The following is a 13,713-nucleotide window of genomic DNA, read 5'->3' as shown; positions in this document are numbered from 1 at the left end:
CCTCCGGTACGGGGAACCTGGGGTTTCGCGTGTGCGTAAAGCGGGCCTAGAAGCGGTTGCCGACTTCGAGATCGATATCGATGCCGAGCGAGCGGATCTCCTTCACCAGCACGTTGAACGATTCCGGCATGCCGGCCTCGATCTTGTGCTCGCCCTTGACGATCGACTCGTACACCTTGCGTCGGCCTTCCGTGTCGTCGGACTTGACGGTCAGCATCTCCTGCAGCGTATAGGCCGCGCCGTACGCTTCGAGCGCCCACACCTCCATCTCGCCGAAGCGCTGGCCGCCGAACTGCGCCTTGCCGCCCAGCGGCTGCTGGGTCACGAGGCTGTACGGTCCGGTGGAACGCGCGTGCATCTTGTCGTCGACCAGGTGGTGCAGCTTCAGCATGTGCATGTAGCCGACGGTGACCGGCCGGTCGAAAGCTTCGCCGGTGCGCCCGTCGTGGAGCGCGATCTGGCCGCTGCGCGGCAGGCCCGCCAGCTCCAGCATGTCCTTGATCTCGTCCTCGGTCGCGCCGTCGAACACCGGCGTGGCGAAGGGAACGCCTTGGCGCAAATTGCGCGCGAGCTGGACGATCTCGTCGTCGGAGAGATCCTGCAAGCGCTCGGCCCGTCCGCTGGAGTTGTAGATCTTCTCCAGGATCTTGCGCAGCTCGTTGCCGGCGGCCTGCGCCTCCAGCATCTTGCCGATGCGAAGCCCCAGGCCCTTGGCGGCCCAGCCCAGGTGCGTTTCCAGGATCTGGCCGACGTTCATCCGCGACGGCACGCCCAGCGGATTCAGCACGATGTCGAGCGGCGTGCCGTCCTGCATGTAGGGCATGTCCTCGACCGGCACGATCTTGGAGATGACGCCCTTGTTGCCGTGCCGGCCCGCCATCTTGTCGCCCGGCTGCAGGCGGCGCTTGACCGCGAGATAGACCTTCACCATCTTCTGCACGCCCGGCGGCAACTCGTCGCCGCTGGTGAGCTTTTTCTTCTTCTCCTCGAACATGCGGTCGAACTTCTCGCGCGTGGCAACGATGCTCTCGTGCAACTGTTCGAGCTGCTTCGCCGCGTCGTCCGCCACCAACCGGATGTCGAACCACTGGTTGCGCTCGAGCTCCCCCAGATAGCTCTTGGCGATCTTGGTGCCCTTGGCGAGCTTCTTCGGCCCGCCGTTGGCGGCCTTGCCGATGAGCAGACGCTCGGCGCGTCCGAAGGCGTCGTCTTCGACGATGCGCAGCTGATCGGTCAGGTCCTTGCGATAGCGCTTCAACTCGTCGTCGATGATCTGCTGGGCGCGCTTGTCGCGCTCGATGCCCTCGCGGGTGAAGACCTGGACGTCGATCACCGTACCCGACATGCCCGAAGGCACGCGCAGCGAGGTGTCCTTCACGTCGGAAGCCTTCTCGCCGAAGATCGCGCGCAGCAGCTTCTCTTCCGGCGTGAGCTGGGTTTCACCCTTGGGCGTGACCTTGCCCACCAGCACGTCGCCGGCCTCGACTTCGGCGCCGATGTAGATGATGCCGGACTCGTCCAGGCTCGCCAGCATGTTCTCCGACAGGTTGGAGATGTCGCGTGTGATCTCCTCGGGCCCGAGCTTGGTGTCGCGCGCGACCACCGAGAGCTCCTCGATGTGGATCGAGGTGAAGCGTTCGTCGGCCACCACGCGCTCCGAGATCAGGATCGAATCCTCGAAGTTGAACCCGTTCCAGGGCATGAATGCGACCAGCATGTTCTGACCGAGCGCCAGCTCGCCGGTGTCGGTGGAGGCGCCGTCGGCCACCACGTCGGCGTGCGCGATCACATCGCCCCGGCGCACCAGCGGACGCTGGTTGATGTTGGTGTTCTGGTTCGAGCGCGTGTACTTGACCAGGTTGTAGATGTCGACGCCGACCTCGCCCGCGGAGGTCTCCTCGTCGTTCACCCGCACCACGATCCGGCTCGCGTCCACGTAGTCGACCACGCCGCCGCGATGCGCCTGCACCGCGGTACCCGAGTCGACCGCGACCGTGCGCTCCAGGCCCGTGCCGACCAGCGGCTTCTCCGCCCGCAGGCAGGGAACGGCCTGGCGCTGCATGTTCGATCCCATGAGCGCGCGGTTGGCGTCGTCGTGCTCGAGGAACGGGATGAGGGAAGCCGCCACCGACACGATCTGCGAGGGCGCCACGTCCATGTACTGAATCTTGTCGGATTGAGAGAGCTCGAACTCGTTCTTGTGCCGGCACGAGACCAGCTCGTCGACGAAACGGCTGCCCTTGTCCAGGGCCGCGTTCGCCTGCGCGATCACGTACTGGCCTTCCTCGATCGCCGACAGGAAGTGGATCTCGTTGCTCACGACGCCGTCGACCACCTTGCGGTAAGGCGTTTCGAGAAAACCGAACTCGTTGGTGCGCGCATAGAGCGCGAGCGAGTTGATGAGGCCGATGTTCGGGCCTTCCGGGGTCTCGATCGGGCACACCCGGCCGTAATGGGTGGGGTGGACGTCGCGCACTTCGAAGCCCGCGCGCTCGCGCGTGAGCCCGCCCGGCCCGAGCGCCGATACGCGCCGCTTGTGTGTGATCTCCGACAGCGGATTGGTCTGGTCCATGAACTGCGACAGCTGGCTCGAGCCGAAGAACTCGCGAATCGCCGCCGACACGGGCTTGGCGTTGATCAGGTCGTGCGGCATCAGGTTCTCGCTCTCGGCCTGCGACAGGCGCTCCTTCACGGCGCGCTCGACGCGTACCAGCCCCGCCCGGAACTGGTTTTCCGCCAGCTCCCCGACCGAGCGCACCCGGCGGTTACCCAGGTGGTCGATGTCGTCGATCTCGCCTTTGCCGTTGCGCAGATCGACCAGGATCCTGATGACCGCGACGATGTCCTCGTTGGACAGCGTTCCCTGCCCGGTCAGCTCTTCACGGCCGACACGGCGGTTGAACTTCATGCGCCCGACGGGCGAAAGATCGTAGCGCTCCTCGGCGAAGAACAGTCCCCGGAAAAGCGTCTTTACCGCTTCTTCCGTGGGCGGCTCGCCCGGTCGCATCATGCGGTAGATCGCCACCTGCGCCGCCAGCTGGTCGGGCGTCTCGTCCATGCGCAAGGTGTTGGCAATGTACGGGCCCTGGTCCAGATCGTTGGTGTAGATCGTCTCGAACCGCTCGATCCCGGCCGCGCGCAGCTTCGCCAGCAGTTGGTCGGTGATCTCCTCGTTGGCCTTGCCGACGATCTCGCCGGTATCGGTATCGACGATGTTCTTCGCCAGCACTCGCCCGAGGATGAATTCGTCGGGCACGGCTACGCGATTGATGCTGGCCGCCTCCATCTCGCGCACGTGCTTGACGGTGATGCGCTTGTCCTTCTGGACGATCGGCTTGCCCTGCTTGTTGAGAATGTCGAAGCGCGCGATGTCGCCCCGCATGCGCTCGGGATGCAGCTCGAATTCGATGGCCTGCTCGTTCAGCGTGAAGGTGTCGAAGACGAAGAATTCGGCCAGGATCTGCTCCAGGCTCATGCCGAGCGCCCTCAGCAGGATCGTGACCGGCATCTTGCGGCGCCGATCCACCCGGAAATACAGGTAGTCCTTGGGGTCGAACTCGAAGTCGAGCCAGGACCCCCGGTAGGGGATGACCCGGGCCGAGAACAGGAGCTTGCCCGAGGAGTGCGTCTTGCCGCGGTCGTGCTCGAAGAACACGCCCGGCGAGCGGTGCAACTGGGAGACGATGACGCGCTCGGTGCCGTTGATCACGAACGAGCCCGTGGGCGTCATGAGCGGGATCTCGCCCATGTACACTTCCTGCTCCTTCGACTCCTTGACCGGGTGACGATCACGCCCATCGGGCTGGCGCGCCTTCGGCGCCTCCCGGTCGCGGATCGTGAGCCGCACCTTGGCCCGCAAGGGCGCGGCGTAGGTGAGCCCGCGCTGCTGACATTCCTTCACGTCGAAGGGCGGGATGCCGAGCGTGTAGCTGACGAAGTTGAGCTCGGCCGTTCCGGAGTGGCTCTCGATCGGGTAGATCGATTCGAAAGCCGCCTGCAAGCCGATGGTGCGCCGTGTCTCGGGCGCGGTTTCGGCCTGCAGGAAGGTCGCATACGACTCGAGCTGGGTCGCCAGCAGGTAAGGCACCGGCAGCACGTTGGCGCGCTTGGCGAAGCTCTTGCGTATGCGTTTCTTTTCGGTGAACGAATAACTCATGGTCACTCCGTGGCACGAGGCTCGGAGCCGGGCCGGGCGGGCTGCCCGCGGCTCCCATCATCCTGCAGCACCCGACGGCCGGGCACTGCGGGGTCTTTACTGCATCAACCAGACGACTCCGGCGGGCCGGTCCGGCCCGCCGGAAAACCGCATTACTTCATCTCCGCGAGGGCACCCGCCTCGGTCAGCTGCTTCATGATGTTGTCGGCGTCGGCCTTGGAAACGCCTTCCTTGACCGCCTTGGGAGCACCATCCACCAAATCCTTCGCCTCCTTCAGGCCAAGCCCGGTGAGGGCGCGTACGACCTTGATGGTGTTGACCTTGTTCTCACCGGCCTTGGTGAGAACGACCGTGAACTCGGTCTGCTCTTCGGCAGGCGCCGCAGCGGCGGCACCGCCGCCGGCCGGAGCGGCCACGGCCACGGCCGCAGCCGCCGACACGCCGAACTTTTCTTCCATGCGCTTGATGCACTCGGCCAGTTCCAGCACGGTCATGGCGGAGACTTTTTCAAGCACTTCGTCGATCACTGCACTCATCGTTGGACTCCTGATTCGGGATTTGATTGCTCGATTGAAAAGATGCTCAGGCCGGTTGCTTTTCCCGCTCGGCATGCAATGCCGCGAGCGTGCGCACGAACTTGCCGGGAACCTCGTTCAGCGTTTGCACGAACTTCGCCACCGGCGCCTGCATCGTGCCCATCAATTGGGCAAGCAGCTGTTCGCGGCTTGGCATCGATGCGAGGGTGACGACGTCCCTGGCGGACATGACCTTGTTGGCCATCGCACCGCCCTTGATCACCAGCTTGGCGTTCGCTCTGGCGTAGTCGCTGAGTACCTTCGCCGCGGCCACCGGATCGGTCGAGATGCCGTAGGCCAGCGGACCGACCAACTGCTCGGACAGTCCGTGGAACGGCGTATCCGCCACCGCGCGGCGTGCGAGGGTGTTCTTGACAACGCGCAGATACACCCCGGCACCGCGCGCCCTGCGGCGCAGCTCGGTCATGTCCGCGACGGTGAGATTGCGGTACTCCGCGATCACGACCGTCTGCGCTTTGGCGACCTGCTCACCCACTTCGGCCACCATGTCCTGCTTCTGCTGCAGACTGAGACCCAAGGTCAACCTCCATAAACATTGAAAACGCGAAGGAACGTGTGCGCCAGCCCCTGCCGATCGCATCGTGCGCCGGCACTGCTGTCGCGCTCGCCCTTCTCCGTACGGCGACCTTGGCAACAAGCTTCGGGTGCGCCATCTGCGTAGGAATCGGCGGAAGCCGCCGGCCGGAAAAAAGGCCGGGGCGTCCGGAACGAAATTGAGCCCCGAAGGACTCCTACGGTCTTTGATGACCGCCGGTGCGACCCGGCAGCCCAAAGTTCTGTCATTGCGTCGTGCGATCCCGACTGCGCGGCCCACCGGGGCGGCGCTGCACAGCGGCCCGCTTCTGCATTCATCAGGCTTGTGCATTCATCAGTTTGGTTCGAGCTCCCGACGGTCCACTTGGTCCACTTGTTCTACTGGGCGCTCAGCGTTGCCTGGTCGACGCGCACGCCAATGCCCATGGTGCTGGAAATGCTGATCTTCTTCAGATACACGCCTTTCGCGCCGGCCGGCTTGGCCTTGTTGAGGGCGTCCACCAGGACCAGCAGGTTTTCGCGCAGCGCCTCGACCGGGAAGGAAGCGCGCCCGAGGGTGCACTGAACGATGCCGCCCTTGTCCGTGCGGTACTGGATCTGCCCGGCCTTGGCGTTACGCACGGCAGTCGCCACGTCGGGCGACACGGTGCCGACCCGGGGGTTCGGCATTAGGCCGCGCGGTCCGAGAATCTGACCCAAGGGGCCGACGATGCGCATCGCTTCGGGCGCTGCGATCACGATGTCGAAGTCCAGGTTACCGCCCTTGATCCTTTCCGCCAGGTCTTCGAACCCGACGATATCGGCACCGGCATCCGCAGCCGCCTTGGCCTTATCTCCCTGGGCGAACACGGCCACGCGCTTGGTCTTGCCGGTGCCTTTCGGCAGCACCACCGAGCCGCGCACGGTCTGATCGCTCTTCTTCGCATCGATGCCGAGATTGATTGCGACGTCGACCGACTCGTCGAACTTCGCCGTCGCAGCCGTCTTGATCAGCTGGAACGCCTCGTTCACCGGATACAGCCGGGTGCGATCGGCCTGGGCGTGAATCGCCTTGACGCGCTTGGATTCCTTCACCATGTCAGACTCCCTCGACTTCCACGCCCATGCTGCGGGCGCTGCCGGCAACCGTACGTATGGCCGCTTCGAGGTCCGCCGCGGTCAAGTCGGGCGTCTTGGTCTTGGCGATCTCCTCGGCTTGCGCGCGGGTAAGCGTGCCGACCTTCTCCTTGTTCGGGCGCGCGCTGCCCTTCTCGATCTTGAGCGCCTTCATGATCAGGACGGCCGCGGGCGGGGTCTTGAGCACGAAGCTGAAGCTCTTGTCGGCGTAAGCGGTAATTTCGACCGGGATCGGCAACCCGACTTCCAGCTTCTGCGTGGCGGCGTTGAATTGCTTGCAGAACTCCATGATGTTCAGACCGCGCTGGCCGAGCGCCGGCCCGATCGGGGGGCTCGGATTGGCCTTGCCCGCGGGCACCTGCAGCTTGATCATGCCGACGATTTTCTTTGCCATTGCCTGCTCCTGCTTGAGCGGGTGCGAACGAGGTTATATGGCCTCTCCCCGAAAAATTTCCAGGCCCGAGATGAAATACCCGGGCTAGGCCTTCTCCACCTGGCCGAAATCGAGCTCGACCGGGGTCGAGCGGCCGAAGATCGTGACCGACACGCGCAGCTTGCTCTTGTCGTAGTTCACGTCCTCGACGTTGCCGTGGAAGTCGGTGAAGGGACCTTCCCTGACCCGCACGGCCTCCCCAACCTCGAACAGGACCTTGGGCCGCGGCTTCTCGACCCCTTCCTTGATCTGGTTGAGGATGTTCTGCACTTCCTGCTCGGAGATCGGCGTGGGCTTGGTGGCGGTGCCGCCGACGAAGCCGGTGACCTTGGGCGTGTTCTTCACCAGGTGCCAGGACTCGTCGGTCATGTCCATCTCGACCAGGACATAGCCGGGGAAGAACTTGCGCTCGCTGATCGCCTTCTGCCCGCTCTTCATCTCCACGACTTCTTCCACCGGGACCATGATCTGGCCGAACTGGTCCTCCATGTGGGCGCGTTTGATGCGCTCCTGGAGATTGCGCGAAACCGACTTCTCGAAGCCGGAATACGCATGCACGACATACCACTTCTTGTTCATCAGTCGCTCCGGCCCATCAGCATCTTGACCATCCACAACAATCCCGTATCGACGACCCAGAGAAACAACGCCATGACGACCACGAACAGAAACACGATCCCGGTGGTCTGGAATGATTCCTTGCGCGAAGGCCACACCACCTTGCGCGTCTCGACCGACGATTCCTGCGCGAAGGCGTAGAACTGCTTGCCGGGAGCCGAGGTGAGCGCAACCGCCGCGCCCAGCGCCACGCCCGCCAGCACCGCGGTGACGCGAATGATGGCCGGGCTCTCTGCAAGCAGGTAGAAGCCGGTTACACCGGCGCACACCAGCAGGACCGCGATAGCTAGCTTGACCTTATCGACCATCGATTCCTTGCCGTGTCCTCGATCATCGCGATCCGTTCGACCTTCGCGATCATCGCGATCTTCGTTCTGGCAGGCCAGGAGGGTCTCGAACCCCCAACCTTCGGTTTTGGAGACCGACGCTCTGCCAATTGAGCTACTGGCCTGTGCTTCGCGTGAAGGGTGAAGAGTGAAAAGTGAAAGGGGTTCGGCGCGCGTGAGTCGCGCCTCACGTTTCACTCTTCACGTTTCACTCCATCGCACTGTTCACTCGTTATTCAAGGACCTTCGAGACCACTCCGGCCCCAACCGTCTTGCCGCCCTCGCGGATCGCAAAGCGCAGCCCCTGCTCCATCGCGATGGGCTGGATCAGCGCCACCGTGATCGACACGTTGTCCCCAGGCATCACCATCTCCGTGCCCTGCGGCAAGTCCACCGAGCCCGTCACGTCGGTCGTGCGGAAGTAAAACTGCGGCCGGTAACCGTTGAAGAACGGCGTATGCCGCCCCCCCTCATCCTTGGAGAGCACGTACACCTCGGCCGCAAACTTCGTGTGCGGGGTGATCGAACCGGGCTTCGCCAGCACTTGACCGCGCTCAACCTCCTCGCGCTTCGTGCCCCGCAGCAGCACCCCGATGTTGTCTCCCGCCTGCCCCTGATCGAGCAGCTTGCGAAACATCTCCACCCCCGTGCACACCGTCTTCAGCGTGGCCTTCAACCCCACGATCTCCAGCTCATCGCCCACCTTCACGATCCCGCGCTCCACCCGACCCGTCACCACCGTCCCACGACCCGAGATCGTGAACACGTCCTCGATCGGCATCAGGAACGTCCCGTCCACCGCACGCTTGGGCTCCGGGATGTAGCTGTCCAGCGCCTCCGCCAGCTTGTGGATCGACTTGATCCCCAGCTCCGTATCCTCCCCCTCCAAGGCCTTCAGCGCAGAGCCCGTCACGATCGGGGTGTCGTCGCCCGGAAACTCGTACTTGGAGAGAAGCTCCCGAACCTCCATCTCCACCAGCTCCAGCAGCTCCTTGTCGTCCACCATGTCGGCCTTGTTCAGGTACACCACGATGTACGGAACCCCCACTTGCCGCGCCAGCAAAATGTGCTCGCGCGTCTGCGGCATCGGCCCGTCCGCGGCCGACACCACCAGGATCGCCCCGTCCATCTGCGCCGCGCCCGTGATCATGTTCTTGATGTAGTCCGCGTGCCCAGGACAGTCCACGTGCGCATAGTGGCGCTTGGTCGTCTCGTACTCCACGTGCGCGGTGTTGATCGTGATCCCGCGCGCCTTCTCCTCCGGCGCCGAGTCGATCTGCGCGTAGCTCTTCGCCTCGCCCCCGAACTGCTTGCTCAACACCGTCGTGATCGCCGCCGTCAGCGTCGTCTTCCCATGGTCCACGTGACCAATCGTCCCTACATTCACGTGCGGCTTCGTCCGCTCAAACTTCGCCCTGGCCATTTCGTGCTCCGCTCCGTCGTCTTCTATCGAGTCGCTTGTCTGCCGCCCGGCTCGTCCCCGTGGACGGCTGCCGAACGAATCCTGAATTCGCTGGTGCCCATGGCCCGGATTGAACGGGCGACCTCTCCCTTACCAAGGGAGTGCTCTACCACTGAGCTACATGGGCGTGGAAAACCCGTACCCGGTGACTGCCTGCCCACGCCGTGAAGCGCTGGAGCGGGTGAAGGGAATCGAACCCTCGTCGTAAGCTTGGAAGGCTTCTGCTCTACCATTGAGCTACACCCGCGCGCGTATCGACCTGCCCACTGCTACCCGCTCTTCGCAGACGGATGCACCTGGTGGAGGGGGAAGGATTCGAACCTTCGAAGGCAGAGCCGGCAGATTTACAGTCTGCTCCCTTTGACCGCTCGGGAACCCCTCCGGGATTCCTGACGAAACCGCCTATTGTCTGTAGCCGACATGGGAGTGTCAAGCAAGACGCACGCGCCTCCAAGCATTTCCATGCCCGGCTGGCCGGGGAGGGCTCGTATGCTCGGTGTGCCAGGGCGAACGCGGGCGTCAACACACCATTTCTCCAATTGGGCAGGCCCCGGGATTCCAGTCCGGGTCCGGGATTAGCCGCTGCCGCGCTTGCAGCTGGGCCAGGTTCGGTACAGGGCAGGCGAGGGAGGCTCGATTATACGTCGGAGCCGGCATTCCCGCCCGGGACGGGGACCAGGTCCGTGCCCGGGAGTGGAACCAGGCCCGTGCCCGGGAGTGGAACCAGGCCCGCGCGCGGGAGTGGAAGTAGGCCCGCGCGCGGGCCGTGCGCCTCCGACTTGCGGTTGCCATTAACATCGGCCATTCGAACAAGTATGGAGGAGGAAACCGTCGTGGAAACGAATCGGCTGGGCTGGCGTGCCGCCTGCCTCGTTGCGGCCCTGGCCGCTACTCTCCCCGCTGCAGCCCAGACTTATCCCGTCAAACCCGTGCGCATGGTGGTCGGCTTCTCGGCCGGGGGCGCGACCGACATCGTCGCCCGCGCGATCGGCCAGAACCTGCACCAGGCCTTCGGCCAGCCCGTCATCGTCGATAACCGGCCCGGCGCAGCCAGCAACATCGCCGCCGATCACGTGGCCAAGTCGCCGCCGGACGGATACACGCTCTTCATGGGCAGCATCTCACTCGCCAACAATGCGACGCTGTACAGCAACCTGCCCTACAACGCGCTGCGCGATCTGGCGCCGATCGTGCACGTGACCAATACCCCCTTCATGCTCTGCGTCCATCCTTCCATCCCGGTCAAGAGCGTGAAGGAGCTGGTCGCCTTCGCCAAGGCTCGTCCCGGCCAAGTACAGTACGGGACGGCCGGCAACGGCTCGGGCGCGCACCTCTTTACCGAGCTCTTCGCCAGCATGGCCGGCATCAAGATGCAGGCGATCCCCTACAAGGGCGCCGCACCGGCGGTCAACGACCTGGTGGGCGGCCAGCTCGCGTTCGTGTTCGACAACGTGATCGGGATGGTGCCGCTGCACAAGGCGGGCAAGCTGCGCTGCCTGGCCGCCTCGTCCCGTAGCCGGTCACCCATCGCACCGGACATCCCGACCATGCAGGAAGCCGGTATCGCGGGCTACGTGGCCGACGCGTGGTTCGGCCTGTTCGCGCCGGCCGGGACCCCGGCCGCGGTCATCGAGCGGGTCAACGCCGAGGTCAATCGCGCCATGCAGGCTCCCGCGATCCGGAACCGCTTCGAGACGCTGGGCTGCGAGCCCGCGGGCGGGAGCGCGGCGGCATTCGGCGCTTACTTCAAATCCGAAATCGAGAAGTGGGGCAAGGTGATCCGCAGCGCCGGGGTACGGCTGCAATAGCCGGTCAGCGGCGCTTTGCAGCCATGCCGGCTCGCGTTACTTCACTTGGATCACGCACGTAGCTCCTTGCCGCCCGCGCCCTTGCCGCCCGCTTTGCGAAGCAAACGCGGGCGGCTGTCATCCGCGCCGTCGCGACGCGGCATCGATTCCGGCGAAGCGGCCGAACACCGCGCCTTTCAGCACCGAGGTGGCACCGGTATACACCTTGTAGTAGAGCCCGACCGTTTCGCCGGCGGCATACAGGCCAGGTATCACCTCGCCATCGGCATTGAGCACGCGCGCATGCGCATCGACCTTGAGCCCGCCGTAAGTCAGCACGCATGACGCCATGATCGGCCAGGCCTGGTAGGGCGGACGATCGAGCGGACGCGCCCAGTTCGACTTACGCGGCTCGATGCCGCGGGTGGACAGGCTGTCGAGCTCGAGTGGCTTGAAGGCGCCGGGCCGGCAGCCTTCGTTGTAGCGCGCGATGCTGGCCTCGAGCCGCATCGGCGGCAAGCCGAGCGAGCGCTCGAGCGCCGCGATGCTGTCCGCGGCGATCGGCGGCTGGTCGGTGCGCAGACCGCGCCGATAGTTGGGCACGTCGGCAAGCTTGGCGTCGAACACCGCGTAGGCGATGCCCTCGGGTTGCTGCCAGATCGTTTTGGTGATGATGTCGTACACCGCATCGACGGTTCCCGGCGCTTCGTCGACGAAGCGTTCGCCGCGGCGGTTGATCAGAACGCCATAGGGGAACACGAACACGGAAGCTTCCGCGACCCCCGAGCGCGGATCCACCGGCTCGGCATGGAAGCTCGCGTAGTCCCCACCGGGCGCGGCACCGATTTCCAATGCCATGCGGATGCCCTCGCCCTTGTTGTAATAGCCGCCGCGCGCGACCGGGCGAAGATGAATGGCTTGGCGGCCCATGTATTGCGCCAGCATCTCCCAGTTGCCTTCGAATCCGCCGGTCGCGAGCACCACCGCCTTGGCGCGAATCTCGATCGGCCGGTGATCGGCGCCGACGCAGCGCAGTCCCACGACCGCACCGCTGTCGTTCTGGACCAGCGTGCGCGCCGTGGTCTGGTAGAAGAAGCGGCCGTTCATGCGCTCGACCTGGGCCGCAAGCGCTTCCAGCAACGCCAGGCCGCCGCCGACGGGCAGCAGCCGCGGCTGCGCGGCGGTAAGAAACTGCGTGGGCAGGAAATCGAAGCGCACGCCGAAGCGCTTGAGCCATTGCACCGTCGGTCCGCAGCCGTCGGCGAACGCGCCGACCACTTCGGGATCGGCGAACGAAAGCGCCTTCACGACGCCGGGCCAGCTCGCATACGGCGCTTGAGTGGCTGCGACCAGCGTCGGATCGAGATAGCCGCCGCTGTTTTCGCTGAAGTGCACGGCGAAGTCGTCTGTGACTTCGGTCTCGCTCTTCATGCGCAGGTACGCTTCGGTATAGCGGGTGTTGCCGCCGCGCTCCGCGAGCGGCGCGCGCTCGATGATCGCCACGCTGGCGCCCTCCTCGAGCGCACTGACCGCGGCAGAGAGGCCCGCGATGCCGCATCCGGCCACCACGACGTCGAAGGCATGCGATTCGATCGCCACGCGATTTCTCCACGCTGCATGGACATGCACAAGGCCAGGACAACCGGCCAGGACAACCGAGCCGGCCTGTGCGAGACATTCTACGCTCGGCCCACGACGATACCGCCCCAACGCCCGAGCGACTGCCGGCCGTAGTCGTTTTACTCGGCACGCCACGCTCAGTACACTCGCCACACTGGTTCAGCGAGGCGGCGCGGCCGATGCACGCCCGTCCAGGCGCAGCATCGCCCCGACAATGCGCCCGCGACCAACCGAACTCCCCAGGCGAGCACCATGACCCTACGCATCTGGCATCAGAGCTTCACCGTGCTTTCCGACTTGCCCGCCTACGAGGCGGCCTTGGCGGCCCATTTCCGGCGCGTCGCAAGGGCCGACACCGAAGTCGTGATGCACGGCATGCGGCCCGGCACCTACGAGACCGAATATCCGGGGATAGACATCCGCCATCATGTTGCGCAGCACTTGCACGCCGGTCAGTTCATCGCCGCCGCGCTAGCGGCCGAGCGCCAGGGGTTCGACGCGTTCGCGATCATGAGCATCCCCGACGTGGGTCTGCCGGAGTCACGGCAAGTGGTCGACATTCCGGTCGTCGCTTACGGCGAAAGCGCGATGCTCACCGCCTGCATGCTCGGCGCCCGTTTCGGCGTCATCACCTTCATCGAGGACTTTCCCGAGCTCATCGCCGCGAACGTCGAGCGCTACGGTCTGAGCAGCCGTTGCGCCGCGTCCCGGCCAGCTGGATTCGGCTTTCACGACGTGTTGGCGGGCTTCGCGAATCCCGCACCGCTGATCGAGCGCTTCACCGCCGCTGCCCGAGCGTTGATCCGCGAAGGGGCCGACGTGATCATTCCGGGGGAGGCGCCGCTCAACGTGCTGCTTGCCCTGAACGGCATCAATCGGGTCGACGATTGCCCGGTGATGGACTCGATCGGAGCGACCATCAAGATGGCCGAGTCGCTCGTCGACCTGCGCCGCGCCACCGGCGTGATGCAAAGCAGGAAGGGTTATTTCCGCCGCCGGCCGCCGCGCGAGCGCGTGGACGAGCTGATGCGCTTCTACGGGCTCGACCGGCACGGCCCGCCCTGA

General features: G+C 65.0%; 11 protein-coding genes and 4 tRNA genes. 2 read left to right on the top strand and 13 right to left on the bottom strand.

Features of this window, described 5'->3' with window-relative positions; translation table 11 throughout:
• Positions 1-46: 46 nt before the first annotated feature.
• The 12 genes from rpoB to GEV05_13455 all read right to left on the bottom strand — a co-directional run bounded on the left by rpoB (position 47) and on the right by GEV05_13455 (position 9,623).
• Positions 47-4,156, bottom strand: a complete 4,110-nt coding sequence (gene rpoB, locus GEV05_13510) for a DNA-directed RNA polymerase subunit beta (GenBank protein MPZ44394.1) — start codon at positions 4,154-4,156, stop codon at positions 47-49.
• Positions 4,157-4,308: 152 nt separating this feature from the next.
• Entirely contained in the window at positions 4,309-4,692 is a 384-nt protein-coding gene (gene rplL, locus GEV05_13505; GenBank protein MPZ44393.1) for a 50S ribosomal protein L7/L12, read from the bottom strand.
• Positions 4,693-4,738: 46 nt separating this feature from the next.
• Positions 4,739-5,269 (bottom strand): 50S ribosomal protein L10, encoded by a 531-nt coding sequence (gene rplJ / locus GEV05_13500; GenBank protein MPZ44392.1) that lies wholly within the window; start codon positions 5,267-5,269, stop codon positions 4,739-4,741.
• Positions 5,270-5,664: 395 nt separating this feature from the next.
• A complete protein-coding gene (rplA, locus tag GEV05_13495) occupies positions 5,665-6,363 on the bottom strand; it encodes a 50S ribosomal protein L1 (protein MPZ44391.1) in 699 nt (232 codons plus the stop codon).
• A gap of 1 nt (position 6,364) precedes the next feature.
• Positions 6,365-6,796 carry a 50S ribosomal protein L11 gene (gene rplK, locus GEV05_13490; GenBank protein ID MPZ44390.1) on the bottom strand — a complete coding sequence of 144 codons (432 nt, stop codon included), beginning with the start codon at positions 6,794-6,796 and terminating at the stop codon, positions 6,365-6,367.
• An 84-nt stretch (positions 6,797-6,880) separates the two neighbouring features.
• The gene (gene nusG, locus GEV05_13485; protein ID MPZ44389.1) at positions 6,881-7,414 is read right to left on the bottom strand and encodes a transcription termination/antitermination protein NusG; all 534 of its coding nucleotides are present in this window, start codon (positions 7,412-7,414) and stop codon (positions 6,881-6,883) included.
• On the bottom strand, positions 7,414-7,761 hold the full coding sequence (gene secE / locus GEV05_13480) for a preprotein translocase subunit SecE (protein ID MPZ44388.1): 348 nt from the start codon (positions 7,759-7,761) through the stop codon (positions 7,414-7,416). The genes nusG and secE overlap by 1 nt, the downstream gene beginning before the upstream one ends.
• A gap of 67 nt (positions 7,762-7,828) precedes the next feature.
• A tRNA-Trp gene (locus GEV05_13475) sits at positions 7,829-7,904 on the bottom strand.
• Between the two features lie 107 nt (positions 7,905-8,011).
• Positions 8,012-9,202 (bottom strand): elongation factor Tu, encoded by a 1,191-nt coding sequence (gene tuf / locus GEV05_13470; protein MPZ44387.1) that lies wholly within the window; start codon positions 9,200-9,202, stop codon positions 8,012-8,014.
• A gap of 91 nt (positions 9,203-9,293) precedes the next feature.
• A tRNA-Thr gene (locus tag GEV05_13465) sits at positions 9,294-9,368 on the bottom strand.
• Positions 9,369-9,414: 46 nt separating this feature from the next.
• Positions 9,415-9,488, bottom strand: a tRNA-Gly gene (locus GEV05_13460).
• A gap of 50 nt (positions 9,489-9,538) precedes the next feature.
• Positions 9,539-9,623 (bottom strand) — tRNA-Tyr (locus GEV05_13455).
• Between the two features lie 433 nt (positions 9,624-10,056).
• Between GEV05_13455 and GEV05_13450 the strand changes: the two genes are divergently transcribed.
• Complete coding sequence (locus GEV05_13450; GenBank protein MPZ44386.1) at positions 10,057-11,049, top strand: tripartite tricarboxylate transporter substrate binding protein; 993 nt, start codon at positions 10,057-10,059, stop codon at positions 11,047-11,049.
• A gap of 117 nt (positions 11,050-11,166) precedes the next feature.
• Here the strand turns inward: GEV05_13450 and GEV05_13445 are convergent, their stop codons facing one another.
• Positions 11,167-12,627 (bottom strand): FAD-dependent oxidoreductase, encoded by a 1,461-nt coding sequence (locus tag GEV05_13445; protein MPZ44385.1) that lies wholly within the window; start codon positions 12,625-12,627, stop codon positions 11,167-11,169.
• 273 nt (positions 12,628-12,900) lie between these two features.
• On the opposite strand from GEV05_13445, the gene GEV05_13440 reads away from it, so the two are divergent.
• Positions 12,901-13,713: a racemase gene (locus tag GEV05_13440; protein ID MPZ44384.1), complete on the top strand. Its 813-nt coding sequence runs from the start codon at positions 12,901-12,903 to the stop codon at positions 13,711-13,713.

This window comes from Betaproteobacteria bacterium, assembly GCA_009377585.1.
Classification (GTDB): Bacteria; Pseudomonadota; Gammaproteobacteria; order Burkholderiales; family WYBJ01; genus WYBJ01.
This window is presented reverse-complemented; position numbering and strand designations above follow the sequence as displayed.